21 protein-coding genes and 1 tRNA gene are annotated in these 24,795 nt (G+C 54.6%); 18 read left to right on the top strand and 4 right to left on the bottom strand.

Features of this window, described 5'->3' with window-relative positions:
- Positions 1-6 precede the first annotated feature (6 nt).
- The 4 genes from ACIQ20_RS11585 to ACIQ20_RS11570 all read left to right on the top strand — a co-directional run bounded on the left by ACIQ20_RS11585 (position 7) and on the right by ACIQ20_RS11570 (position 3,576).
- Positions 7-83: transfer RNA gene (locus ACIQ20_RS11585), tRNA-His, on the top strand.
- Between the two features lie 101 nt (positions 84-184).
- Positions 185-1,249: an NAD(P)/FAD-dependent oxidoreductase gene (locus tag ACIQ20_RS11580; RefSeq protein WP_395780456.1), complete on the top strand. Its 1,065-nt coding sequence runs from the start codon at positions 185-187 to the stop codon at positions 1,247-1,249.
- 46 nt (positions 1,250-1,295) lie between these two features.
- Positions 1,296-2,465 carry an acyl-CoA dehydrogenase family protein gene (locus ACIQ20_RS11575; protein WP_395780454.1) on the top strand — a complete coding sequence of 390 codons (1,170 nt, stop codon included), beginning with the start codon at positions 1,296-1,298 and terminating at the stop codon, positions 2,463-2,465.
- A 109-nt stretch (positions 2,466-2,574) separates the two neighbouring features.
- Entirely contained in the window at positions 2,575-3,576 is a 1,002-nt protein-coding gene (locus ACIQ20_RS11570; protein WP_395780452.1) for a hypothetical protein, read from the top strand.
- Positions 3,577-3,595: 19 nt separating this feature from the next.
- On the opposite strand, the gene ACIQ20_RS11565 is transcribed toward ACIQ20_RS11570, so the two are convergent.
- A complete protein-coding gene (locus ACIQ20_RS11565; RefSeq protein WP_395780450.1) occupies positions 3,596-3,892 on the bottom strand; it encodes a hypothetical protein in 297 nt (98 codons plus the stop codon).
- 313 nt (positions 3,893-4,205) lie between these two features.
- On the opposite strand from ACIQ20_RS11565, the gene ccoN reads away from it, so the two are divergent.
- From ccoN to ACIQ20_RS11515, 10 genes are read left to right on the top strand one after another with little or no spacing between them, the layout of a single operon-like run.
- Complete coding sequence (gene ccoN / locus ACIQ20_RS11560; RefSeq protein WP_395780460.1) at positions 4,206-5,738, top strand: cytochrome-c oxidase, cbb3-type subunit I; 1,533 nt, start codon at positions 4,206-4,208, stop codon at positions 5,736-5,738.
- Positions 5,739-5,749: 11 nt separating this feature from the next.
- Positions 5,750-6,490 (top strand): cytochrome-c oxidase, cbb3-type subunit II, encoded by a 741-nt coding sequence (gene ccoO, locus ACIQ20_RS11555; protein ID WP_395780448.1) that lies wholly within the window; start codon positions 5,750-5,752, stop codon positions 6,488-6,490.
- A 10-nt stretch (positions 6,491-6,500) separates the two neighbouring features.
- Complete coding sequence (locus ACIQ20_RS11550; RefSeq protein WP_290810605.1) at positions 6,501-6,668, top strand: cbb3-type cytochrome c oxidase subunit 3; 168 nt, start codon at positions 6,501-6,503, stop codon at positions 6,666-6,668.
- Complete coding sequence (ccoP, locus tag ACIQ20_RS11545) at positions 6,658-7,527, top strand: cytochrome-c oxidase, cbb3-type subunit III (RefSeq protein WP_395780446.1); 870 nt, start codon at positions 6,658-6,660, stop codon at positions 7,525-7,527. Before ACIQ20_RS11550 ends, ccoP begins: the two co-directional genes overlap by 11 nt.
- A 25-nt stretch (positions 7,528-7,552) precedes the next feature.
- Positions 7,553-9,091 (top strand): cytochrome c oxidase accessory protein CcoG, encoded by a 1,539-nt coding sequence (gene ccoG / locus ACIQ20_RS11540; protein WP_395780444.1) that lies wholly within the window; start codon positions 7,553-7,555, stop codon positions 9,089-9,091.
- Entirely contained in the window at positions 9,084-9,587 is a 504-nt protein-coding gene (locus ACIQ20_RS11535) for a FixH family protein (protein ID WP_395780442.1), read from the top strand. The genes ccoG and ACIQ20_RS11535 overlap by 8 nt, the downstream gene beginning before the upstream one ends.
- Positions 9,588-9,607: 20 nt before the next feature.
- Positions 9,608-11,821: a heavy metal translocating P-type ATPase gene (locus ACIQ20_RS11530; protein ID WP_395780440.1), complete on the top strand. Its 2,214-nt coding sequence runs from the start codon at positions 9,608-9,610 to the stop codon at positions 11,819-11,821.
- 4 nt (positions 11,822-11,825) lie between these two features.
- Positions 11,826-11,978, top strand: a complete 153-nt coding sequence (gene ccoS, locus ACIQ20_RS11525) for a cbb3-type cytochrome oxidase assembly protein CcoS (RefSeq protein WP_346382675.1) — start codon at positions 11,826-11,828, stop codon at positions 11,976-11,978.
- Between the two features lie 21 nt (positions 11,979-11,999).
- Complete coding sequence (locus ACIQ20_RS11520) at positions 12,000-12,800, top strand: DUF2189 domain-containing protein (RefSeq protein WP_395780437.1); 801 nt, start codon at positions 12,000-12,002, stop codon at positions 12,798-12,800.
- A 55-nt stretch (positions 12,801-12,855) separates the two neighbouring features.
- Positions 12,856-16,221 carry a PAS-domain containing protein gene (locus tag ACIQ20_RS11515; protein WP_395780435.1) on the top strand — a complete coding sequence of 1,122 codons (3,366 nt, stop codon included), beginning with the start codon at positions 12,856-12,858 and terminating at the stop codon, positions 16,219-16,221.
- Here ACIQ20_RS11515 and ACIQ20_RS11510 read toward each other — a convergent pair.
- Positions 16,207-16,827: a response regulator transcription factor gene (locus tag ACIQ20_RS11510; RefSeq protein WP_395780433.1), complete on the bottom strand. Its 621-nt coding sequence runs from the start codon at positions 16,825-16,827 to the stop codon at positions 16,207-16,209. The genes ACIQ20_RS11515 and ACIQ20_RS11510 overlap by 15 nt on opposite strands.
- Before the next feature lie 5 nt (positions 16,828-16,832).
- Positions 16,833-18,758 (bottom strand): acetate--CoA ligase, encoded by a 1,926-nt coding sequence (gene acs, locus ACIQ20_RS11505; protein ID WP_395780431.1) that lies wholly within the window; start codon positions 18,756-18,758, stop codon positions 16,833-16,835.
- Positions 18,759-18,964: 206 nt separating this feature from the next.
- Here acs and ACIQ20_RS11500 point away from each other — a divergent pair, with 206 nt between their 5' ends.
- Together ACIQ20_RS11500 and ACIQ20_RS11495 are read left to right on the top strand one after the other, a co-directional pair.
- Positions 18,965-20,395 (top strand): DcaP family trimeric outer membrane transporter, encoded by a 1,431-nt coding sequence (locus ACIQ20_RS11500; protein ID WP_395780429.1) that lies wholly within the window; start codon positions 18,965-18,967, stop codon positions 20,393-20,395.
- Positions 20,396-20,428: 33 nt separating this feature from the next.
- Positions 20,429-22,105, top strand: a complete 1,677-nt coding sequence (locus ACIQ20_RS11495; RefSeq protein ID WP_395780458.1) for an MFS transporter — start codon at positions 20,429-20,431, stop codon at positions 22,103-22,105.
- 71 nt (positions 22,106-22,176) lie between these two features.
- Here the strand turns inward: ACIQ20_RS11495 and ACIQ20_RS11490 are convergent, their stop codons facing one another.
- A complete protein-coding gene (locus ACIQ20_RS11490; RefSeq protein WP_395780427.1) occupies positions 22,177-23,082 on the bottom strand; it encodes a haloalkane dehalogenase in 906 nt (301 codons plus the stop codon).
- 307 nt (positions 23,083-23,389) lie between these two features.
- Here ACIQ20_RS11490 and ACIQ20_RS11485 point away from each other — a divergent pair, with 307 nt between their 5' ends.
- Both ACIQ20_RS11485 and ACIQ20_RS11480 read left to right on the top strand, forming a co-directional pair.
- Complete coding sequence (locus ACIQ20_RS11485; protein ID WP_395780425.1) at positions 23,390-24,226, top strand: helix-turn-helix domain-containing protein; 837 nt, start codon at positions 23,390-23,392, stop codon at positions 24,224-24,226.
- Positions 24,227-24,294: 68 nt separating this feature from the next.
- A complete protein-coding gene (locus ACIQ20_RS11480) occupies positions 24,295-24,684 on the top strand; it encodes a limonene-1,2-epoxide hydrolase family protein (protein WP_395780423.1) in 390 nt (129 codons plus the stop codon).
- Positions 24,685-24,795: the final 111 nt, after the last annotated feature.

Genomic DNA, 24,795 nt, shown 5'->3' with positions numbered 1-24,795 from the left:
ATGTGTGCCGTGGTAGCTCAGTTGGTTAGAGCGCCAGATTGTGGCTCTGGAGGTCAGCGGTTCAATTCCACTTCACGGTACCATGCGAGTTTTGCCTTTCGGGCAGTCGAGGCCACGGCGGACCTTTTTTAGATTTCATTCTTTGGCTGAGGGTTGACCCTTCCCCCATGACACAGCCGATCCAATGACCCTGTTGCGTGATCCGTCCATTTTGATTGTGGGTGGTGGACCAGTCGGTCTATGCACGGGTATCGCGCTTCTCAAGGACGGCCATCAGGTTGCACTTGTTGATTCTGGTGCACACGGCGCGGGTTGGGCCTCTGGCGGCATGCTGGCGCCGCTTTACGAAATGGCCGCAGACCCAACTTGCCCTGAGCCCTATGTCGAGTTCGCCTTGAAAAGCGCGGAACATTGGCAAGAGCTGGCGCGTACCTGCGCGTTCGATTTGCAAGCGCCCAGCTTGTTTTTGGCCCGTACTGAAGAGGAGGCAGTCGCCCTCTTAAGCTTGAGGAGCCGCGCCAATGGGCTAGGCCTGGACCTTACCTCTGTTTGTGTTCCTGCCGAGCTAACAGCGCAAGCGGCTTTCCAAGCGCCCAGTGAGCGCTCGCTCGACCCTCGCGCGGCCCTCAATAGCTTGTTGACCCAGTTCCAGTTGCTTGGTGGCGAACTTCTCACCGGCCAAGCTGAAGCCATCGGCTCGCATCAGCTCGGTCTGGTGGATGGTCGGACCTTTGAAGCTGAGACGATTATCTTGGCCAATGGCTTTGGTGCTTCAAGCTTTGGCCAGTCAGTACCAGCGTTGAAAGCCCTAAGCCCCGTCAAAGGGCAGATGGTGCGGGTGGCACATCCAGAATTGGCAAGCCCCATCGTCCGCGCGTGTCGGATCTATGTGTTGTCACGCGGCGGCGGTTTGGTCATTGGTGCAACCTCGGATCCATTGGCCGCCCCGGTACTGAGTGTCGATGTCGATCCGGTTTTGGCATTGTTGGCCGAAGCAAAGGAGCTTCTTCCCTCAGTGGCGACGGCACTAACGATTGAAGCTTGGGCCGGACTGCGCCCGGACACGCCAGATCATCTGCCACTGGTTGGGGCGAGCGGGGTGGATGGCATTTATCTCGCGACGGGGACCTATCGGAATGGCTGGCTGCTGGCACCCGCTATTGGCACCTATTTAAGCGAGCTTATATCTGGCAAAACACTGGATCAGGCTTTGATGAACCTCTTGGCACCCGAACGCTTTTCCAGCTAGAAGGCGGGTCGTAAATGTCCGGACAAATGCACGGGAGATGCGTAGAATGAGCGGCTTTGGAGTAAATGAAGAGCACCGTGCGATTGAAGAAGCTGTTGGCCGCATCTGCGCCAAGTATGACGATGCTTTCTGGTCTGAGACCGATGAGACTGGGCGTTTCCCTGAACCTTTCGTCGCCGATATGGCTGACGGTGGGTGGCTGGGCTGTGCCTTCCCAGAAGCTTATGGCGGGGCGGGGCTTGGCCTTGTTGAAGCCGCGATTGTGATGAAGACTGTTGCCCAGTCTGGCGCAGGCTTCTCTGGTGCTTCTGCGATCCATCTAAACATCTTCGGCCCAAAGCCAATCGAAAAGTTCGGGACCGAGGCACAAAAACAAGCCTTTTTGCCCAAGCTCATCACGGGTGAACACAAGATGTGCTTTGCCGTGACCGAGCCCAATGCTGGTCTTGAAACAGCCGCGATTACCACGCGCGCGGTTCGCACCAATGAAGGCTATACGATTACAGGCCGGAAGATTTGGACCACCAGTGCCCAGCGCGCTGACAAGATTCTGATCTTGGCGCGAACCACGCCCCGCGAGGAAGCCGCCCGCCCGACCGATGGCCTCAGCCTGTTTTATTGCGATTTTGAACGCACAGCCATTGATGCGAAGCCTATCCCGAAAATGGGCCGCAAGGCGGTTGAATGTAACATGCTGTTTATCGAGGATTTGAAAGTTCCCCATGACGCCCTGATCGGCGAAGAAGGCAAGGGCTTCAAATATATTCTCTCCGGCCTAAACCCAGAGCGGGTATTGTTTGCCGTCGAAGCCATCGGTCTCGGCCGTGCTGCTCTTTCCCGTGCTGCCCAATATGCCAAGGAACGCGTTGTGTTTGGCCGCCCCATCGGCATGAACCAAGGCGTCGCCCATCCGCTCGCCAAGTCTTGGTGTGAGCTGGAAGCCGCAGAGCTTTTGGCCATGAAAGCAGCCGCCTTGTTCGATGCTGGCCTCGACTGCGGTGCAGAAGCCAATGCTGCCAAATATCTTGGAGCTGAGGCTGGGTATCACGCTTGTGAAGCGGCGGTGTTGGCGCATGGGGGCATGGGCTATGCCAAGGAATATCAGGTGGAGCGGATGTTCCGCGAATCAATGATTGCCCGCATCGCACCTGTTTCGCGCGAAATGATTCTAAATTTCGTGGCTGAAAAGGTCTTGGGGCTACCAAAATCTTATTGATTTCTGTGCTTAGAATTACGCTAACAGAGTCTTAACCATGATTGGTTGATCTTGCGCATGTGGAACCGCTCGCCCGAAGTGCGACTGAAACGCTGTAGGAGACAAGCAAGTGACACCCGAAGCCATTGGCGGCTCACCGGTACGCCAAGCAATTGCCCACGCCTCGCGTGCTACGGGCATGAGTTTCCAGTTTCTGTTGTCGACGGCTGTCCGCGAAAGCTCGCTTAATCCTAAGGCTGAAGCCAAAACGTCCAGCGCGACTGGTTTGTTTCAATTCCTCGATGCGACATGGCTCACGACGGTCAAACGCCATGGTGCCAAGCATGGCTTGGGCGCTGAAGCCTCGATGATTGAGATGGGTTCCAATGGCCGTCCCAATGTTTCAGACCCCGGGCTTCGTCGCGCGATCTTGGATCTGCGCTATGATCCTAAGATCTCATCGCTTATGGCAGCTGAGTTTGCCGGTGATAACGCCGATTACTTGCGCGGCCGCACGGGCCAAGAGCCAGAGGCAGGGGATCTGTATGCCGCTCATTTTTTAGGGGCAGGCGGGGCGGCTCAATTGGTCAATGCCGTGCGTGATCGGCCTTGGGCCAGCGCTGCGGATTTGTTTCCAAGTGCGGCGGCGGCGAACCGCCCGATCTTTTACAAAAATGGCGGGGCCGAACGCACAGTGGCGGAAGTGCTAGAAAATCTGCGCGCGACCGCTAACCGGCAAGCCCCTGCTGTCAGCCAGCATGAATTGGGGGATGAGCCTGCACATCTGTTCGGTCCAAAAACCTATGCTGCGGGGTCGATTGATCGCGCCTTGGCCAGTCGTTTGATGGCGAGCCTATTAGAGAATGACTATTTCAACGGTCAGCCCAATGATTTCATGCGCATGCTGGGCCAAGTTGCAGACGGCGATGACAAGTCCTTGGCTAGCTTGAATCCAACCATGCTCGCCCAGCTTTATGGGGCAGGGGACCAGAAGCAGGAGGAGGCGGGCTTAGATGTCATCCAGTCACTTATGGGGATGAAATCTATCGCTCAAATCCTATCGCCGGATGGGCCAGATAAGCGCCCTGGTGACGATTCGTCCCTCGGCTTTGACCTGAAGGCCCCGATCTAGTTTAATGCCTTTCAAGGCATTAGCTGCCGCGTCGCAGCCCCGTGGCGATCCCAATTCCGACCATCGACGCGCCAAGGTAACAATAGCCACAATGTTGACTGGCCATCCAGCTAAGCTCTTGCAGCAGGCCACGTGCGCTGAAGCCTGCCGCATGTTGGCACCAAGTTCCCAGCGATTGGGTTGAGCCCGAAAGCCAGGGTCCAATCGCGATCAGCAAAGCACCAACGCTAATGAGTGCTAAGGCAATGATGCGAGTTTCGTCTAAAATAGTTGATTTTTCAGTGGCTTGGTCGGTTGTAGCTTGGATTGTACGCATGGAACCAAAAGCCTCTTGAGGTGTTTGAGAAGATGTCACCCTAACTGAAAAGCCTATTGATATCCAGCAAAAACAGGACGCAGACCCTGCGACAAAATAACCCTTTTATTTTTGTGGAAATAAGGCGTATCATGGACCTGTGACTGAGGTGCGGATCATCCGTACCGGCTTCTGGGGGGCCTGTCTAACGATGGAACCAAACCTACTTAAATCGAAGGCGTTGCCTCGCTTCGACATTTTTTTTACCTGTGGCCTAGCATTTTTAGTCGCGCTGTGGGCCGTTTTTGCGGTCTCGCGCGCTGAAGATTTCGGCATGGCGGTCCATGGCTGGATATTTTTAGGAGCGGCTATTTTGGCCGCGCTCGGCTTTGTCTTCACCGCACATGGCACTGCGCTTCAGAGCGATCAGTCCAGCTATAGCGACGGCGTGATCCGGTTTGGCGTGATTGCCTCTACTTTCTGGGGCATCGTTGGCATGTTGGTCGGAGTGGTGATTGCCTCACAGCTCGCGTTTCCAGACCTTCTGTCCTTCAAAGACTATGGCTTCTTGAACTTTGGGCGTTTACGGCCCTTGCACACGTCTGCAGTCATCTTTGCCTTTGGCGGCAATGTCTTGATCGCCACCAGCTTCTACGTTGTCCAGCGCACCTGCCGGGCCAGATTGTTTGGCGGCATGCTGCCATGGTTTGTGTTCTGGGGGTATCAGCTCTTCATCGTCTTGGCCGCAACTGGCTATTTGATGGGGGTCACATCAGGCCAAGAATATGCCGAACCTACCTGGCATGTCGATTTGTGGCTGACAGTCGTTTGGGTGGCGTATCTTCTTGTATTCCTTGGCACGCTTTGGAAGCGGAAAGAGCCGCACATCTATGTAGCCAATTGGTTCTACTTGGCCTTTATCGTAACGATTGCCATGCTGCATGTGGTAAACAATCTGGCGGTGCCGACTTCACCCTATGCCTCTAGCTCTTATCCCCTGTTCGGCGGCGTCCAAAACGCTCTGACCCAATGGTGGTATGGGCATAATGCTGTGGGCTTCTTTCTTACGGCTGGCTTCTTGGCCATCATGTATTATTTCATCCCCAAACAAGTGAATCGGCCAGTTTATTCTTATCAATTGTCGATTGTGCACTTCTGGGCTTTGATCTTCATCTACATTTGGGCCGGTCCTCACCATTTGCATTACACCGCCCTGCCTCAATGGGCACAGACGTTAGGGATGACTTTCTCCATCATCCTGTGGATGCCTAGCTGGGGTGGGATGATCAACGGCCTAATGACCCTGTCTGGCGCTTGGGACAAGTTGCGGACAGACCCTGTGCTTCGGATGTTTGTGGCTTCGCTGGCTTTTTACGGCATGAGCACATTCGAAGGCCCTGTGATGTCGGTGCGGGCGGTAAATTCGCTGTCTCACTACACCGATTGGACCATCGGCCATGTGCATTCTGGTGCGCTCGGCTGGGTCGGCTTGGTGTCGTTTGGCGCACTTTATGCCCTGACGCCTTGGTTGTGGAAGCGCGAGCGGCTCTATTCGTTGAAGCTTGTTGAGATGCACTTCTGGCTCTCCACCATTGGGATCTTGTTCTACATCTCCTCCATGTGGGTGTCGGGCATTCAACAGGGCCTCATGTGGCGCTCCTACAATGAGTTTGGCTTCCTGACCTATTCCTTCGTGGAAACCGTCAAAGCTATGCACTTGCCCTATATCGTTCGGGCAATCGGTGGTCTCCTTTACCTGATCGGCACCTGCATCATGGCCTACAATTTGTGGCGGACCATCCAAGGTGCTGTGGCCAAAAAAGAGCCGCTCTCCATCACTAACCCCAACCTTGTCCCCGCTGAGTAGGAGCAACGATCATGCTTTTCAAAAATCACGGCATCATCGAACGCAACTCTATGATCCTCTTGGTCGGGATTCTGCTGGTTGTCTCTGTTGGCGGTATTGTCCAGATTGCGCCACTATTCCGGATCGAACAAACCATTGAGAAAGTAGATGGGGTTCGCCCCTATACGCCACTGGAACTCGCCGGACGTGGCATCTATGTCCGGGAGGGCTGTTACTCATGCCACAGCCAAATGATCCGGCCTTTGCGCGATGAGATTGAGCGTTATGGTCATTATAGTCTCGCGGCTGAAAGCATGTATGACCATCCCTTCCAATGGGGGTCTAAGCGCACGGGGCCAGACCTCGCCCGGGTCGGTGCCAAATATTCGGATGCTTGGCATGTCCAGCATTTGATCAATCCCCGATCTGTCGTGCCTGAATCCATCATGCCACCATACGCTTTCTTGGAGGGTCGCGAGATCGGCATCAAGGACGTCGTAGACAAGCATATCGTCGCTCAAGTCCGGGTCGGTGTGCCCTATACCCAGGCCGATATCGATAATGCCAAGACCGACTTGATGGCCCAAGCTGACCCCAATGCCGATAGCGAAGGCTTACAAGCCCGCTATGGCGGCAAGGTCAACGTCCGCGACTTTGATGGTGATCCATCCAAAGTGACCGAAATGGATGCCTTGGTGGCCTATCTCCAAGTCTTGGGCACGATGGTGGATTTCAAAACTTATGAGCCCACAAAGGCTGAAAACCTGCGCTGAGGAGGCGTCTATGTCGTACGAACAATTGTCTGCCTTCGCACAAACCTCGGGCATGATCTACTTCATGGCCATCTTCGCTGCCGTTTGCCTTTATGTCTTCTGGCCCAGCAATCGCGCCAAGTTCGACAAGGCTGCCCGCATGCCACTTGAGAATGAGGATATTGACCATGTCCGATAAAAAACCAAAGGACGACATCACTGGTGTGGAGACAACGGGCCATTCTTGGGATGGCATTACCGAGTTGAATAACCCCCTTCCAAGATGGTGGGTGCTGACATTCTATGCCTGTATCGCCTGGGCCGTCGTCTATTGGATCGCCATGCCAGCTTGGCCGACCCTCTCGGGCCATACAAAAGGCGTCTTGGGGATGTCAGACCGCAAGCAAGTAGACCAAGAAGTAGCCAAACTGGTGAGCTCGCGAGCGCCCCAGTTCGCACAACTCCAAGCTACACCGATTGAAATGGTCAGCAAGAACAAGGAATTGTTTCAGTTTGCTCAAGAATCTGGTCGGGTGGCTTTTGCTCAAAACTGTTCGACTTGCCATGGTGCTGGTGGCCAAGGCGCAAAGGGTTACCCAAGTTTGGTTGATGATGTTTGGCTGTGGGATGGCTCTATCCAGGGCATTCGCTCAACCTTGCAAACAGGCATACGCAGCGAGCATCCAGAAGCCCGCTTTAGCCAAATGCCCTCTTATGGCCGTGATAAACTGTTGGAACCTCAACAGATCGCCGATGTTACTCAATATGTGTTGACCCTGTCGCGCCAGCCAGCAGATGCCAAAGCCGCCAGCCGTGGCGCAGAGGTATACGCTACCAATTGTGTGGCTTGCCATGACGCGGAAGGCAAAGGGGACCAAATCCAAGGTGCCCCTAACCTAACGGATCGGGAATGGCTTTATGGCGGGACCGCTCAAGAAATCACCACCCAGATTAATCTGGGTCGTGGCGGGGTCATGCCCACGATGTCGCAACGCCTAGATCCAGCGACTTTGGATGCCTTGGCTGTCTATGTCCATTCACTCGGCGGTGGCACTTAATCCTGCCCTCGAGCCCTGAGGTCCAATGAAAGTCATTGATATTCTCGACCCGGCCGGCCCAACCGCTCTTGCGATCGGCGAGGCCGCGCACGGTGTGGTGCGCTCTGATGCGGTGGCGGTGAATTCCGCTATGCAACGAGAGCTCTATGAGAAGCGCCAGCAGATTTATCCTAAGGCCGTGCACGGGTTTTGGCGGCGCTTTAAATGGCTCATCGTTGGCCTCTTATTGGGCATTTATTATGTGGTTCCCTTCTTGCGTTGGGATCGACCCGGGGCCGCACCTGATCAGTTCCTCCTCGCTGATTTTTCGGGCAGGCGCTTTTATTTCGGCCCCATCGAGATTTGGCCGCAAGAGCTTTATTACGTTACCGGTCTTCTGATTTTGGCCGCGATCGGCCTATTCTTGGCCTCAGCCCTTTTTGGTCGGGTTTGGTGTGGCTATGCTTGCCCGCAGACGGTTTGGACCGATCTCTTCATCGCGGTTGAACACTGGTTTGAAGGAGACCGTAATCAGCGCATTCGCCTCGATAAACAGCCTTGGAATTTCAGTAAGGCTTGGCGAAAGATCGGTAAACACGCTGTTTGGCTGATGATTTCGCTGGCGACAGGGGGCTGGTTTGTTGCCTATTTCCATGATGCGCCAAGCTTGTTTGTGGGCTTCTTCACCTTGCAAGCTCCCATGTCTGCCTATGTGTTCGCGGGCCTTTTGACGGCCACAACCTATGTGTTTGCGGGCACGTTGCGCGAGCAAGTTTGCACTTATATGTGCCCTTGGCCGCGTATTCAGGCGGCGATGCTGGATCAAGAAGCGCTCTCGGTAACATATCGCTATGACCGTGGCGATCCACGCGGTGCCCATAAAAAGAACGATAGTTGGGAGGGGCGCGGCGATTGTATCGATTGTCAGCAATGCGTTGCTGCCTGTCCGGCCGGAATTGACATTCGCGACGGTCTGCAGATTGAGTGCATCAATTGCGCTCTCTGCATTGATGCCTGCGACGAGATTATGGTGAAAGTTGATCGTCCAAAGGGCCTAATTGCTTATGATACCATCCAGAATATTGAACGTCGTCAAGCTGGCGAAAAGTCCAGCTATCGCTTTATTCGTGGGCGTACCCTTTTTTATGGAGTCTTGTTTGTCGGAATCGGTGGTCTGATGTTGGCCAGCCTGTTGATGCGCTCAACTTTGGACGTCAATGTTCAGCGTGACCGCGCTCCCTTATTTGTGCCGCTGTCCACTGGCCAAGTGCGCAATGCCTACACGGTTAAAGTCCTGAACAAGGCCAACCAGACTCGTGATGTGCGTATACGGATTAACGGCGTAAAGGGCGGTCAATTACAGGCCAATGAACTGCCGGTCGTGGACAATAGTGTCGTTTTGACGGCTGGGCCAGACCGTGTCGCCGAAGTCCGTTTGTTTGTGGTGGCGGATCCTGAACGGCTGAAGCATCGTTCCACGCCTGTAATGATCGAAGTGCAATCGGCCAAAGATGGCGAGATCGCCAAATCAAAATCGGTCTTCATTCGTGGAGATCATTCAGAAGAAAGAGACGACGATGACTGATGCAATCGTTCCTGCAAAGCCGTTTCGCCTGACGGGATGGCATGTTTTGGCCATGTTCGGTGCCTTGTTCGGCGTGATGCTGGCAGTCAATATCCTATTCGTTTTTCTGGCATTAAAAACGTTTTCCGGTGAAACGGACCATGCCTATATCAACGGTCTTAAGTTCAACGAGACTTTGGCCGCCCATGCCCGCCAAACAGAGCTTGGTTGGACGATGTCGTTGGGGCTAGAGCGGCCAACTGGCGGTGGGGCGGTCCTTGAAGCACGCCTAACGGATCGCAACAACCAGCCTTTGCGGGGGGCTCTCTTGCAAGGCACCATTGGACGCACCACAGGCGCGAAAGAAGATCAGAAGCTCACCTTCTCAGAAACGGCACCGGGCGTTTACCGCGCTGTGATCGATCAAATTCGGCCGGGTCGCTGGAAGTTTAGTGCTTCAGCCAAGCTTGAAGGTGCACCACAATTTTCGACGGAGACAACGCTATCACTACGCTAAATCCCACGACAGAGCCTGCTTTGGGCTGCCCTTCGGGTCTGGAGCCACCGGCGGCAGCGGCTGCAGCGGCAGACCCTCGTGCATTTGTCCAGCAAAACCGCGCCAATGGCCTATCGCTTGAATTGCTGGTGCGCGGCGCGCGATGTGCTGGCTGTTTGCGCAAGATTGAAACGGGTGTGGCTGGACTGCCCGGTGTGTCTGATGCGCGCCTCAACCTGACCACAGGGCGCTTAAGCGTTACGTGGCAGGACGGTCGGATTGACCCGCGCACCATTGTTCAGCGCGTGATTGATTTGGGATATCAGGCCCAGCCTTTTGATCCAAGTAAAGTCCAAACCATCATCGATCAGGAAGGCCGTCACCTTCTTATTTGTATGGCGGTTGCAGCCTTTGCCGCCATGAACATCATGATGTTCTCTGTCCCCATCTGGTCGGCCCATTTCAACGGCGAGATGGAAGAGGGCACACGGACCATGTTCCATTGGATTTCGGCCTGTATTGCTCTGCCTACGGCCGCCTATGCCGGTATGCCCTTCTTTAAAAGTGCATGGAACGCCTTGAAAAAAGGGCGTGCGAATATGGACGTGCCCATTTCGCTGGGCGTTTTACTGGCCTCTGGCCTGTCAGTGGTTGAGACTATACGCGGCGGCGAGCATGCCTATTTCGATGCCGTTGCCATGTTGTTGTTCTTCTTGTTGATTGGTCGCTATCTAGATCACGCGCTTCGACAAAAGGCCCGGCAAGCTGCGCGTGATCTTCTCGCGTTGCAAGCCGTTACCGCCAGCCGACTTGAGCCCGACGGTAGCTCGATCAGTGTCGCCGTGGGCGAGATCCGTCCCGGGGACCGGGTGATTATTCTGCCGGGTGACCGCATTCCTGTTGACGGAACCATCCTTGAAGGTATCTCTGAAGCCGACTTCTCGCTGTTGACAGGCGAAACAGCCCCAGTGGCATTGGCGCAAGGCCAAGCAGTGCGGGCAGGGGCTTTGAATTTGTCTGGCCGTCTGGTTTTAAAAGCCAGCGCCCGTAGCGAGGACAGCTTTCTAGCTGAGATCGCTCGCCTCGTTGAAATGGGTGAGCAAAGTAAGAGTGTTTATGTTCGCTGGGCCGATCAGGCTGCAAAACTCTATGTACCCGTCGTACACGCCGCGGCCTTCTTGACGGCTGTGGTGTGGTTGCTTCTAGGAGCGGAACCGCGGGTGGCCATTCTTAATGCCTGCGCAGTTTTGATCATCACTTGTCCCTGTGCACTCGGCCTTGCTGTCCCCGCGGTGCAGGTGGTTGCATCTGGCCGATTGTTTAAGCGCGGTATTTTGCTGAAGTCTGGGGATGCGCTTGAACGCTTGGCTGAGATCGACTTTATCGCGTTTGACAAAACAGGTGTTCTTACGCTCGGCCAGCCGAAATTGCTGAGCTCGGCGTTGGTTACAGAAGCCGCACTAGCTCAAGCCGCACTTCTGGCGCGAGCGTCCCGCCATCCTTTAGCTCGCGCGATTGCCCGGGCTGCAGGACCTGGGCCCGCCATCGAAAACGCTCACGAGATACCAGGGTGTGGCGTTGAGGCTCAGATCGACGGCTTGCGGGCTCGTTTGGGCCGTGCATCTTGGGTTGGGGTCGAGGAAGCCCAGTCTGAAGAGACGGAACTTTATTTCGCCATTCAAGGCCAAGCTCCTGTGCGCTTCTGCTTTGAGGACACCTTGCGGCCTGACACCGTGCAAACCATCCAAGCCTTAAAAGCGCGTGGGTTTGAGCCAATCATTTTATCAGGAGATCGAAAGGGAGCTGTTGCACGTGCTGCTCGAGCCGCTGGGATTGAAACCTATCTGGGTGAGCTGACGCCGTTTGAGAAAGCCGCCCATCTAGATGGTCTGAAAGCACAAGGGCACCGCGTATTGATGGTCGGCGATGGACTAAATGATGCGCCCGCCTTGGCTAAGGCCTTTGTCTCGATCGCGCCAGGAACGGCAGCCGATGCAAGTCAGTCCGCCGCAGATCTTGTGTTTCAAGGCGATCAACTGGGGTCGGTCTTAGAGGCGATTGACGTTGCCCGCACAGCGAAGAAGCGCGTCATGGAGAATTTCTGGTTTGCAGCCCTCTACAACTTCATCGCTGCCCCCATCGCCATGCTGGGCCTTGTTACCCCATTTATCGCCGCCATTGCGATGTCCTCTTCGTCAATCATCGTGACCTTGAATGCGCTTCGCCTCGCATCAGTTCGTAACAACGGGGGATAACGCTATGGATGGTATGATTTTTTTGATCCCAATCGCGTTATTCATGGGCTTCATTGGTCTCCTCGCATTTTTATGGAACCTGAACAACAGACAATATGACGACCCAAAGGGTGCAGCGATGCGCATCCTCAATGATGATGATTTTCCTTTACCTTAGAACCCAGCATCGGAGGCAAATATGAGCCCGTTTGAGATCACATTAGGGGGAAATGAGCGGGTTCAGGTGGTCCGTGTCATGCCCGATGCGCATTGGCTTTGGCTAGCCAATGGCTGGGTCGATTTTAAAGCAACGTGGCGCTACAGTATGTTGATTGGCCTTGTCCCCGTCGTGGTAGCTTGGGTCATGGTGCTGGTCCTATGGCAGGCCGATATGCTGGGTTTTTTGCCCGCTGTTTGTGGCGGCTTTGCTTTGGTAGGCCCGATTTTAGCCATTAGCTGTTATGAGATTTCCAGACTACGGGCGCTGGGCGAGCCCATAACACTTCGGGCAATTCTAAACCCGCGCATCGTCTCGCCCGGCCAAGTCGCGATTATCGCCTTTGTCTTGATGCTGATTTTGATGGTCTGGGCCCGCCTCGCAAGCTTCCTCTATGCCTTCGCTTCCAGCGCCCGACCGCCGGCCATGCAAGTGGACTTCATTAATTTCGCTTTGCAGACGCCCGAAGGCCTGATCATGGTGACAATTGGTACGCTTGTAGGGGCAGTTCTTGCCACGATTGGCTATGTGGTCTCGGTCGTCTCCATTCCGCTCGCAGCAAATCGCTCCGTAGACGCCATGACCGCCATGCTGGTTTCTGTCATCGCGGTTTCCCGCAACAAAGGCGCAATGGCCTCTTTTGCCTTTAACATCGCCATGTTGGTAGGCTTGTCGCTAGCTACAGGCTTTGTCGGGTTGATCATTGTGTTTCCTTGGCTCGGACATGCAACTTATCATTGCTATAAAGCGCTAACTGGAGAGACTGTCACCACATCGACCTGACGCGGTCGCGCCATAGCAAACACAAAGTCCAAAGGATTGTGAATCCGGGGGGATTATGGACGTCTCACTGCCGCTGATCATTATCCTGACCTATGCGGCACTTTTGTTTGTCTGCGCCTCTTGGGCTGAAGGGCGGGGCGGGCAGAGCCTGAAAGCCCGGTTACGTCGCCCAGCTTATGTTCTGGCGTTGGGTGTTTATTGTACGAGTTGGACGTTTTATGGCGCGGTTGGCAGTGCTGTCGCCGACGGCTGGGCTTTTGTTCCCATCTACCTTGGTCCCATCCTCGTCTTTGTCTTCGGGCGTCAGTTTCTGGTTCGCATGGTCGACGCGGTCAAAGCGGATGGCGCAAACTCTATTTCAGAATTCATCGGCGGCCGGTTTGGGTCGAGCCGTAGCGTGGCCGCACTGGTTACGCTTTTGGCTTTGTTAGGGGCGATTCCCTATATTGCGCTGCAGCTAAAGTCCCTAAGCAGTACTTATGCCTTGGTGTCAGGTGCGCAGAATTCGCCTCTGATCCTCTTATGTGCGGCAGTATTGTTGGCCGGTTGGGCAATGCTTTACGGCACTCGAAGGTATGAAGCTTCTGCCCGCAATGATGCGGTCTTGTTTGCAGTCGGATTTGAATCGTTCTTTAAATTGGCGGCCCTTTTGGCTGTTGCTGGTTTTGCGGTGACGTTGCTGATCCAAGCACCGCCCCAAGTGCTCTCTCGCACACAAAACACGCTAGCTGCCACATTCAGTCCTGGCGCCATCAATGCGGACTTTTTGATTATCACCCTCTTGTCGATGGCAGCCATCATCGCCTTACCGCGCCAATTCTATTTCATGGTGATTGCAGCCCAATCAAGCAGCGATGTTGAGAAAGCACGCTGGCCATTTGTAATTTACATGGTGGCGATGCTGGTGGTGGTGGTTCCGCTGGCCAGTGCCGGAATTGCGCTTTTGCCCAGTTCTGCTCGGCCCGACCTCTATGTTTTGCTATTGCCCATGAGCCAAGGCGCGAATGTGCTTGCGATGATCGTCTTCTTAGGTGGGTTTGCAGCAGCGACTGCCATGGTGTTGGTAGAAACGATTGCTTTATCCACCATGGTTTCCAATGACTTGGTTGCCCCCGCGTTGCTGGGTCGCAAGGACAATGACGGGCCGCGCAATTTCGGCAAACTGATGCTGCTGGTTCGTCGTGCAGCCATTGCCGCGATCATGGTCTTTGCACTCCTCTGGGCGCTTGCCATACCCGACAATCAAAAGCTGGCGTCGATCGGCTTGGTCGCTTTTGCCGCGATGGCGCAATTTGTGCCTGTCCTCATTTTGGCAGTTTACCGGGGTAACCGCGATGCCATTGCCGCGAGATATAGTTTGATCGCGGGTCTCATCGTCTGGTTCTACACTTTGGCCTTGCCCCAAATTTTGGTACCCAGCGTTCTCGCCATATTGGCCACCAGCCCGTTTGACCCTTATCACTTGTTTGGCTTGGGTGCCTTAAGCCCCATCAGCCATGGTGCGGTATGGAGTCTTGGTCTCAATCTAGCCGTTTATCTCTTGGTGACGGCGCGCCGTGTCCAGACCAGTGCGCTTCCGAGCCTTTTGCGATCAAATACGCAAGACTCCTCGCTACAATCGGCGCGCATCGCGGATTTAAAAGCCTTGGTCGCCCGCTTTGTTGGCCCTAGTCTGGCGCAGGAAGCCTTTGCTAATCTGAAAGATGAAGCCAGTGTCAGCCAAGCCAGTGCCCGAAAGGCAGAGCGGCTTATCGCTGGCGTGGTTGGATTACCGTCGGCGCGCGCTCTGATTGGTTCAAGACTCTTTGGTGCGCGCCTTTCCGCCGATGAAGTGTCCCGACTTTTGGATGAGACGGGCCAAAGCTTACGTTTCTCCAAGGACCTATTGGCCGCCACGTTGGAGCATATTGATCCGGGCGTCAGCGTGGTGGATCGCGACCTGAATATTGTGGCGTGGAACAGCCGCTATTTGTCTCTTTTCAATTATCCTGACGGGATGGTCTATGTTGGCGCACCGGTTGCCAGCCTTATTCGATTTAATGCTGAACGTGGGGAATGTGGTCCAGGAGAGATTGAAAGCCACGTCGAGCGCCGCCTTACCCACATGCGCCGCGGTCTAGCCCATAGCTTCGAACGGGTGCGGCCGGATGGACGCGTCATCAAGACGGTGGGTGGGCCTATGCCAAGCGGCGGCTATGTCATGTGTTTTTCCGATATCACAGCCGAGGCAGAGGCCTTGGCAGGATTGCGGCGTGCCCGAGCAGAGCTCGAAGCTAGGGTGGAGGAGCGTACGCAAGATTTGCGTGAAGCCAATCAGTCGCTTGCTAAAGCAGATGCCGAGAAGACCCGCTTTTTAGCGGCCGCAAGTCACGATCTTTTACAACCCATACATGCTGCACGCCTGTTCTCGTCTGCCCTTGGGCGCCAGATTGGCGATGGCGACCAAGACTTGTTGCGCAAGCTTGATTTATCCATTCAGTCAGCGGACACGTTATTGCGATCTCTATTGGATATTTCCAAGCTCGATGCAGGCGGGGTGATACCGTCAAAGGTTCGGGTGAACCTGAAGCCACTGCTCCGTGATCTGGTCGATACGATGATGCCATTAGCCCATGAAAAGGGCCTGCAGTTGCGGCTTTTTGGAAGGGATCAGCAAGTTGAGACCGATGCGACTTTATTGCGCTCGATTGTTCAGAATTTTCTGTCCAATGCCATCCGATACACCGAGGTCGGCGGCATTGTGGTCGCGATCCGTGGGCGTGGCGAGACCATTCGTGTTGATGTGATTGATACGGGACCAGGCATCGACCCTGCGGATCATAGTCGCATCTTCCGCGAGTTCGAGCGCTTGCCACATGCCCACGGCGGCGGGATTGGCTTAGGGCTAGCCATTGTCGAGCGAACCGCACGTGTGTTGGATGTCCAGATTTCTCTTGGCTCAAATCTGGGGCAGGGTAGCCGCTTTAGCGTAAATCTGGCTGCCGTTGGACAAGTTCAAACTGAAGAACCTTTTGCCGCAATACCAACGGTTCCTCAGCTAAAAAATGCCAAACCATCTTTAAAAATTCTGGTGGTTGAGGATGATCTTGCTAATCAAGAGGCCATGCGCGCTTTTCTCGCCAGTCGCGATCATGACTTTGACTGCATCGGAGATGCGCAAACAGCCAGTGAGATAGGTGACGCGTTTGATTGCGCCTTGGTGGATTATCATTTGGGAGGCGCGATGACGGGCTTGGATGTCATTGAGGCCTTGCGCGCCCATCATCCGAGCGCCCGCTTTGCCCTAACAACCGCAGCGACTGAAGACGTTTTTTTGGAAAGGGCGCAGGCGATGCAGGTGGCCGTGTTTCGCAAGCCTTTGGACCCTGACGCACTCGATCAATGGCTGGTCCAAACCCCTGTCGTATCAGGCCGGAGCTAATCCAAGGGCCTTAGCAGCTAACACCGCTTGGGTGCGGTTCTGCACGTCTAGTTTCTTCAGGATTGAGGTCATATGCGCTTTGATCGTTGCTTCACTTAAGCCCAGATCAAATGCGATTTGCTTGTTGAGCCTGCCCTGCATGACGCCCAACATCACTTTTAGCTGCGTGGGAGTTAGGCTTGCAATCTGAGCGGCAACAGGGTCGAGCAGGGGGTCGACCGGGGCAGCCAAACGCTTGCCGGACAGGGCGTCGGCAATGGCCGCTTCAATTACGGATAAATCGGAATCCTTGCCGATGAAGCCTACAGCGCCAAACCGAAGGGCATTCTGTGCTGTACCGGCCGCAGCTTCGCTTGAAACGACAAGGATCGGCACTTGAGGCTTTTCGGCATGGAGAAGCGCCACACCCGAAAAACCGTCTGCCCCCGGCATTTTGAGGTCCAACAAGATGAGGGCCAAGTCATCTGCGGCTTGGGCTTCTAGGAGCGCAGAGGCCAAAGTCGCACCTTCAACCAATCGCGCGTCTTTGGCGACATTCCCTGCCGCCATAGCAAGCGCTTGGCGAAACAGGGGATGGTCGTCGGCAATTAGGATGGTGCGTGCCATGGCCGCTACCGCGACGCGATCAGCGCATCTACGACGGATGGGTCGGCCAAAGTCGACGTGTCGCCCAAGCTGGACACGTCGCCCTCTGCAATCTTGCGCAGGATTCGCCGCATGATCTTGCCGCTACGGGTTTTGGGCAAGCCGGGTGCGAAATGAATCACATCGGGTGTCGCGATGGGACCAATCTCTTTGCGCACCCACTGGATCAAGGCTTTGCGTATTTCGTCGCTTTCAGTCGCGTCGGAGTTTAAAGTCACATAGGCGTAAATGCCTTGCCCCTTGATATCATGTGGGAAGCCGACGACGGCGGCTTCTGCGACATTGGCGTGCGCTACAAGTGCGCTTTCGACTTCTGCCGTGCCCATGCGGTGCCCAGAGACATTGATCACGTCATCCACACGACCCGTGATCCAGTGGTAGCCATCTTCATCGCGGCGACAGCCGTCACCGGTGAAATAGTAGCCGGGATAGGCTGAAAAATAGGTCTGGAAGAAGCGTTCATGGTCGCCCCACACGGTCCGCATTTGTCCAGGCCAACTGTCGGTGATGCAGAGATTGCCGTCCGTTGCCCCTTCGAGGATTTTGCCCTCGCTGTCGAGAAGGACTGTCTTCACCCCAAACATCGGCAAAGTCGCAGAGCCCGGCTTTAAGGCAATCGCGCCCGGAAGCGGTGTAATCATCGCGCCGCCGGTTTCTGTTTGCCACCAGGTATCCACGATTGGGCAACGGGCTTCGCCTACCACGTGATAATACCATTCCCAAGCTTCTGGATTGATCGGCTCACCGACGCTGCCCAATAGACGCAGGGATTTGCGCGATGTGGCGGTGACATAGCTATTTCCCTCGCGCATCAGCGAGCGCAGTGCGGTTGGGGCCCCATAGAAAATATTGACTTCATACTTGTCGACAATATTCCAGAAGCGGCTGAAATCTGGATAATTGGGCACGCCTTCAAACATCAAAGTCGTCGCGCCATTTGCCAGCGGCCCATAGACCACATAGGAATGGCCCGTGACCCAGCCAATATCGGCAGCACACCAGAAGACTTCGCCGTCTTGATAGTTGAAGACATAGGAAAACGTCATGGCGACCCAAACCAAATAGCCACCAGTCGTGTGCAAAACGCCTTTTGGCTTACCTGTACTCCCAGAGGTATACAGGATGAAAAGCGGGTCCTCTGCGCTCATGGGCTCTGGCGCACAGTCATCAGATACCCCAGCGATCGCCTCATGATACCAATGGTCGCGTCCATCCTGCATAGTGATCTCATTGCCGACATGGCGGATCACCAGCACATGTTTAACCGACGTGCAGCTAGCGAGGGCGGCGTCCACATTGGCTTTGAGCGGCACTGTCTTGCCGCCGCGCATGCCCGCGTCTGCCGTGATCACAATGCTGGAATCGCAATCTTGGATTCGACCGGCTAGCGCCTCAGGTGAGAAACCACCAAAGACAATGGTATGAATAGCCCCAAGCCGGGTACAGGCCAGCATGGCCATCGCGGCTTCTGGAATCATAGGCAGATAAAGAGTAATCCGGTCGCCTTTTTTGACACCCAAATTCTTCAACGCATTGGCAAAACGGCAGACATCGCGGTGCAATTCGCGATAGTTGATCTTGCGCGATTGCGTGGGCTCATCGCCCTCCCAAATAATGGCGACCTGATCGGCCCGGTCCTTTAGATGACGGTCTAAGCAGTTCTCGGAGACATTGAGGACGCCATCCTCAAACCATTTGATGCCAAAGTCTGCTTCGTTAAAGCTGGCATTCTTCACTTTGGTGAACGGTTTCATCCACGTCAGGCGTTGCGCTTCTTTGGTCCAGAACGCATCCGGATTGTCGATCGAAGCAGCATAGGCCTCGCGATAGCCTTGTTCAGTAATGCGAGCCTTTTCAGCCCATTCGGCTGGAACTGGATAAAGCGCTACCATGGTCGTCTCCCTCGTCAGCCCGATTTACTGGGCGATGTTTCAGTCTTTTTTAAAGTCTTTTCGCGCGCACCGCACCCTAGACCAAAGTCTATCGGGACTACGACTAAAGTCTAGCTATCGCCGCGCACAATGACCTGAGAGGGTAGACCCAAGGGCCCGCGTTGTAACTGCTGTGGCCTTTCAAAATAACGACCGAGGGAACCACCATGCTTACGATCAAACGGCGTCACCAATTGCTGTGCGGTATCGCCCTTCTTGCCTTTGCTGCCACTTCTGCCCAAGCGGACACCACCAAAGAGCAAGAGCTGGAGGCCCGTATCGCGGCCTTAGAGCGGATGTTCGCAACGGTTCATGCAGAGCTTGCGACCACGAAATCAGAAAATCAGAAACTCCGAGCTGATGCATCACTTGCACAAGCCCGCACAGATCAGTTGTCGGCTTCTGTGTCGGCCATTCAAGCTATCCCACAGGCGGCGGCGACGCCAACACTTGTTGCCGCTGCACCCGTCGATGGCTTTAATGTCGGCAACACAACGGTGAAGCTGGGCGGCTTTGTCAAAACCACAATTGACTTCAGCCGATGGAATGATGGCGATGTTGCCACGGGCAATTTGGGGCGTGATTTCTATCTGCCACAGTCCACACCGATTGGCGGCCAACGCGAAAGCCTCGACAATGACTTTAATGCCAAGCAGACCCGTTTGTGGATGACGACCGAGACGGCCGTCAATGGCCATGTGTTGAAAGGCTATGTCGAAGGCGACTTCCAGACTTCGCCTGGCCCGCAAGGCAATGAGCGAACAACAAATGGCTATAATTTCGCGCTGCGCCGAGCCTATGTCCAATATGATCGCTTTACCTTCGGCGAGGATTGGACAACGTTTCAAAACGTGTCGACTTTGCCGGAATCCACCGATTTTATCGGCCCAACCGAAGGCATAGTTTTTGCTCGGCAAGCCTTGGTGCGCTATTCCTATCCGCTGAGCAAAACGACAACTTTGCACCTTGCGATAGAGAACCCAGAAACCGCCAGCGCCAATCTGGGCTCGCCGACTCTCATCGAAAATGACGATGACTCGGTGCCGGATTTCGTGGTTCGTCTCAATCACACCTTTACCAAAGGCGAGGTTTCTGTTGCCGGGATTGCGCGTAGACTGTCGGTTGATAATGGCGCGATAGGCGATGAGTCCTCTGGCTATGGCGTCAGTGTTACGGGCAAGATTAATCTTGATGCGGCCAAGCGCTATGAGTGGAAATTCATGGCCACCTATGGCTCTGGGATTGGGCGCTATGTCGGCCTCAACTTCGCACCCGACGCTGTATTCGTTCCTGCAACCGGTCAACTCAAGAACGTCGATATTCTGGGTGGTTATTCGGCCCTACGGGTGATTTGGACACCTAAGCTTCGTTCCACCCTGACCGGCAGTATCCAGACGGTCGATTACGACAGCAGTCTGGCTTTGGCCAGTTTAGCGAATTTCAACAAGCAGGCTTGGAGCGTGTCGGCCAATCTTTTCTACTCCCCCGTCAAAGGCGTCGATTTGGGAGCAGAATATCGCCATGGCGTCCGCGAAGTTGTCAGCGGGGCGGACGGCTCACTCGACAGGCTCGAGTTCTTGGCGAAGTATAGTTTCTAACTGAAAAAATGGAGGGAGAGAGACATGGCTAACATGGAACCCATGCAACAAACTGTTGGAGGCCGAGCGGCTGCTCCGGCAAAGGGGCAGAACGAGAAATTGGTAATTGCGGCATCCTCGCTCGGTACAGTCTTCGAGTGGTATGACTTTTACCTATACGGGCTACTCGCCACCTATATTTCCGCGCAATTCTTTTCTGGCGTGAATGAGACCACAGGTTTTATCTTTGCCCTTGGGGCCTTTGCAGCAGGCTTTGCTGTTCGTCCGTTTGGCGCGTTGGTATTTGGTCGTATCGGCGACATGGTTGGCCGCAAGAATACGTTCTTGGTGACCATGGGCTTGATGGGGCTGGCCACGTTCGCTGTTGGTCTGTTGCCCTCCTACGCCACCATTGGCGTCGCGGCCCCAATTATCTTGATTGGCCTAAGATTGCTGCAAGGTCTGGCCATGGGCGGGGAATATGGTGGTGCTGCCACCTATGTCGCCGAACATGCGCCTGAGGGAAAGCGCGGCCTCTATACCAGCTGGATTCAGACCACCGCGACGATGGGCCTGTTTGCTGCCCTCTTGATCGTGATTGGCACCCGCACGCTTCTTGGCGAAGAGGTTTTCAAGGCTTGGGGATGGCGCGTACCTTTCCTCGTCTCGATGATCTTGCTGGCTGTCTCAATGTGGATCCGCATGCAACTCAACGAGAGCCCAGTTTATCAAAAAATGAAGGACGAAGGCAAAACCTCCAAGGCACCCTTGACCGAAGCTTTTGCGAAATGGGGCAATTTGAAGTGGGTTATTATCGTCCTGTTCGGGGCAGTCGCTGGCCAAGCCGTCGTTTGGTACACGGGCCAATTCTATGCTCTGTTCTTCTTGGAAAAAATGCTGAAAGTTGATGGGGCCACCACCAATATTCTGATCGCCATTGCTTTGATGATTGGGACCCCTGGATTTGTCTTTTTCGGCTGGTTGTCCGACAAGATTGGCCGCAAGCCCATCATTCTGGTTGGTTGTGCCTTGGCAGCCCTGACCTACTTCCCGACGTTTCACGCTTTGACCAAAGCCGCCAACCCAGCTTTGGCCCAAGCACAAGCCAGTGCGCCGATCACGGTAGTCGTCAATGATGCCGATTGTTCGGTTCAGTTTGACCCTGTCGGACGGAACAAGTTCGACGCCAAGAGCTGCGATATTGCCAAATCCTTTTTGGCAAAAAGTGGGGTTAGCTATTCCAAAGTCGACGCACCTGCGGGCACCGTGGCTTCGATCAAAATTGGCACCGAAACCTTGGTGGCACCTGATCCGAACCTCGTCACAGGGGCAGACAAAAAGGCTGCAATTACGGCCTATCAAGACAGCGTAAAAGCCGCATTAGCCAAGGCGGGCTATCCCTCCAAAGCTGATCCGGCCACGATGAATAAGCCGATGGTAATCGCCATTCTGGTTTATCTGGTGCTCTTGGTCACCGCTGTTTACGGGCCAATCGCTGCCTTGTTGGTTGAGATTTTCCCCAGCCGGATTCGCTACACCTCAATGTCCTTGCCTTATCATATCGGCAATGGCTGGTTTGGTGGCTTCCTGCCTACCACGGCGTTTGCCATGGTGGCCGCAACAGGGGACATCTATTACGGCCTCTGGTACCCAGTCTTAATCGCAGGTTTGACCGCTGTAGTTGGCTTGTTCTTCCTGCCAGAGACTTTTAAGCGGCGCTTGGACGAGTAGAAATCCATATCTCTTCTGACAGAGAAGACCGGCCGCAGCGCGTGGCCGGTCTTTTCAGTTTGGTGGCTCTGTTAGGCTGTGGCTTCGAATGACCTAAGGGCCGCTTCGGCGATCTCTGTGCCCCATTCCTGAAGGAAATGACCGCCATCGCGAATGATGAGTGGGGCAGGGCAGCCTTTAATCAGTTGCTGCATATCGTTCATGATGTCCAAGCCAAACACAGGGTCAGCCGCGCCCCAAGCCATGAAGCTTTGACCTTGCCACTGTTCGGCCCAAAACGTCCGTGCGGCTAAAGACACGTCAACACCAGCCATGTCTGGGTCGGTCATGACGCGCTTGGGAAAAGCCCGCACGCCAGCTTTATAGCGCGCATCGGGGAAGGGCGCGTCATAGGCCGCTACTTCCGCAGTACTCAAATGCGGGGTCGAACGTTGCATTAAGGCACCCACTGGCAAATCAGGCCGGGAAGCCGAATAGGCGCGCCAAGCCATAAATCCATCGCTGGGCGGGTGGCCCGTTGCCAAAGTCGTGTTCATGATGATGAGGCGGGTGATCCGCTCTGCCACAATAGGCGCGATAGGCAGGGTCAAGCCAAGCAGCCCGCCCCAGTCTTGCACCACCAAAGTGATATTGCGCAAATCAAGTCGCTCGATAAGCGCTATCAGGAAGTTTCGATGAAAATCAAAGCTATAGATGTCTTCGTCTTCTGGCTTATCCGATCGTCCAAAGCCCAAAAGGTCCGGCGCAACGATACGGCCACTTGAAGCCACAAATACGGGGATCATTTTACGGTAGAGATAACTCCATGTCGGTTGGCCATGGAGACATAAGAAGATGCGTTCCGCGTCTGCCGCACCCTCATCCACATAAGCCATGCGTAAGCCTTCATAGCCTGCAAGGTCGCTGATGTAGTGCGGCTTAAACGGAAAGTTGGCCAAGTTTTCAAAGCGGTCTTCTGGGGTTCTGAGCGCGTCCATCAATTTTCCTGTCTCATGTTTAAGGCCCAACGGTTGGTTAGCGTTTCAGGGCTCCGCTTTTGGGAAAGACCAATCAGATAGATGGCAGCCAGAGCGGTGTTGGGTATGACATTTAGGGCAATGTCAGTAGCAATTGAGCGGAGGCCGTCAATGACAAACAAGCAAATCAAACCTGCAGTCATGAAAAACCTCTCTAACCAGATGGACAATAAATTGCTCTGGTTATTGCTATCAGACAATTACCTCTCACGTCATTGAACTGACTGCACCGCCATGTCAGGTTTGGCCTGTAGGCGGGAGATATTCCATGACAATCGCGGTTCAAACCCGGCAGGCAGAAGCCGATGGCAACTTCGCCAAACTCCTGCGGGACTGGCGACAAAAGCGCCGCCTATCGCAATTAGATCTGGCCCTGATGTCTGGCGTGTCCCAGCGCCATGTAAGCTTTTTAGAATCACGGCGCGCTAATCCCAGTCGCAACATGATCTTGCAATTGAGCGAGACTTTGGAAGTGCCCCTGCGTGACCGCAATGCCTGGCTGACAGCGGCAGGCTTTGCACCCATCTTTAAAACCCGCGAATTGGATGATCCCCAAATGGGGCAAGTTATGGCCGCTATTCGTATGATGTTGGCCGCACATGAGCCCTTTCCGGCAATTGCGTTGGATCGGGCTTGGAATGTCCGATTATCCAATCAATCGTTCGATCAGCTAAATTCGATGCTGGGTGACGACATTTGGACACGGGTCGGCGGGGAAGGGCGCAATCTGCTGCGTTTGTTCTTTCATCCAAACGGCATTCGACCCTTTGTCACCAATTGGGCAGCTGTCGGTCCCTTGATGTGGCAGCGCGCCCAACGCGAAGCTGAGGCTCTGGCCGGAGCCGACATGAAAACTGTTCTGGAAGAACTTGCTCCGTATCAGGACCCACATGTTCTGTGGTCGGCGGCTGAGGCCTCACTCGTGCCAGTGATCCCCTTCAATATGGACATACAGGGCCTAAGAATCTCAATGTTTGCGGTTGTGGCCACGTTTGGCACCGCACAAGACATAACGGCTGATGAATTGCGCTTAGAAACGCTGTTCCCTGCCGACCCTGAGACCGAGGCTATGTTCCGCGCCGCTGCGCAAGCTCGAACACAATAACCCGCGACGTAATTGCGCCCAGCGCCAATGAAGCTGACGCTGAGGTTCGCACCGATAAGGAGTAGATTATGTCCGACACGAGCACACAAGCGATTGAAATTGTCCGCAGCTTTCTCAAGGCGATGGAGCCCTTGGATTATGACACCGCCTTGGCTCTTGTCTCTCCAACCTGCGTTTACATCAATCCTCCGCCCATCGGCGAGGTAAGTGGTCCGGAAGGCATAAGGGCCGTGCTGGAGCCCTTCTTTTCGCCGACCCTTGAGAATGAGTTCAAAATCCTACGGGAGTCTGCCAGTAGTGGGATCGTGTTCTTAGAGCGGCTTGATCTTCATCGTTTGAAAGATAAATGGGTCGAATTACCTGTGACCGGTGTGTTTGAGGTCAAAGATGGCCTCATTACCTATTGGCGAGACTATTTCGACGCCGCCACGATTCTCGCCCGATGGCCGACCGGGTGAGGGGAAGTGAGCCACGCTTTTCATAAGTTCTGGCTGAAGGTCACAGCCATCGTTGTCGGTTCCTTCGGACCTGTGTTCTTTTTAGGAACTATGGCAGCGACGATGGAGCCT

Origin of the sequence: Aquidulcibacter sp. (genome assembly GCF_044346625.1) — a bacterium.
GTDB lineage: Bacteria > Pseudomonadota > Alphaproteobacteria > Caulobacterales > Aquidulcibacteraceae > Aquidulcibacter.
Note: the sequence above shows the minus strand (reverse complement) of the source record. Positions and strands in the feature narration are given on the sequence as shown.

Excerpts from the sequence above, each read along its gene's own strand:
- ACIQ20_RS11580 (WP_395780456.1), top strand. The coding sequence starts at position 185 with ATGACCCTGTTGCGTGATCCGTCCATTTTGATTGTGGGTGGTGGACCA.
- ACIQ20_RS11575 (WP_395780454.1), top strand. The coding sequence starts at position 1,296 with ATGAGCGGCTTTGGAGTAAATGAAGAGCACCGTGCGATTGAAGAAGCT.
- ACIQ20_RS11565 (WP_395780450.1), bottom strand. The coding sequence starts at position 3,892 with ATGCGTACAATCCAAGCTACAACCGACCAAGCCACTGAAAAATCAACT.
- ccoN (WP_395780460.1), top strand. The coding sequence starts at position 4,206 with ATGGCGGTCCATGGCTGGATATTTTTAGGAGCGGCTATTTTGGCCGCG.
- ccoO (WP_395780448.1), top strand. The coding sequence starts at position 5,750 with ATGCTTTTCAAAAATCACGGCATCATCGAACGCAACTCTATGATCCTC.
- ACIQ20_RS11550 (WP_290810605.1), top strand. The coding sequence starts at position 6,501 with ATGTCGTACGAACAATTGTCTGCCTTCGCACAAACCTCGGGCATGATC.
- ccoP (WP_395780446.1), top strand. The coding sequence starts at position 6,658 with ATGTCCGATAAAAAACCAAAGGACGACATCACTGGTGTGGAGACAACG.
- ccoG (WP_395780444.1), top strand. The coding sequence starts at position 7,553 with ATGAAAGTCATTGATATTCTCGACCCGGCCGGCCCAACCGCTCTTGCG.
- ACIQ20_RS11535 (WP_395780442.1), top strand. The coding sequence starts at position 9,084 with ATGACTGATGCAATCGTTCCTGCAAAGCCGTTTCGCCTGACGGGATGG.
- ccoS (WP_346382675.1), top strand. The coding sequence starts at position 11,826 with ATGGATGGTATGATTTTTTTGATCCCAATCGCGTTATTCATGGGCTTC.
- ACIQ20_RS11520 (WP_395780437.1), top strand. The coding sequence starts at position 12,000 with ATGAGCCCGTTTGAGATCACATTAGGGGGAAATGAGCGGGTTCAGGTG.
- ACIQ20_RS11515 (WP_395780435.1), top strand. The coding sequence starts at position 12,856 with ATGGACGTCTCACTGCCGCTGATCATTATCCTGACCTATGCGGCACTT.
- ACIQ20_RS11510 (WP_395780433.1), bottom strand. The coding sequence starts at position 16,827 with ATGGCACGCACCATCCTAATTGCCGACGACCATCCCCTGTTTCGCCAA.
- acs (WP_395780431.1), bottom strand. The coding sequence starts at position 18,758 with ATGGTAGCGCTTTATCCAGTTCCAGCCGAATGGGCTGAAAAGGCTCGC.
- ACIQ20_RS11500 (WP_395780429.1), top strand. The coding sequence starts at position 18,965 with ATGCTTACGATCAAACGGCGTCACCAATTGCTGTGCGGTATCGCCCTT.
- ACIQ20_RS11495 (WP_395780458.1), top strand. The coding sequence starts at position 20,429 with ATGGAACCCATGCAACAAACTGTTGGAGGCCGAGCGGCTGCTCCGGCA.
- ACIQ20_RS11490 (WP_395780427.1), bottom strand. The coding sequence starts at position 23,082 with ATGGACGCGCTCAGAACCCCAGAAGACCGCTTTGAAAACTTGGCCAAC.
- ACIQ20_RS11485 (WP_395780425.1), top strand. The coding sequence starts at position 23,390 with ATGACAATCGCGGTTCAAACCCGGCAGGCAGAAGCCGATGGCAACTTC.
- ACIQ20_RS11480 (WP_395780423.1), top strand. The coding sequence starts at position 24,295 with ATGTCCGACACGAGCACACAAGCGATTGAAATTGTCCGCAGCTTTCTC.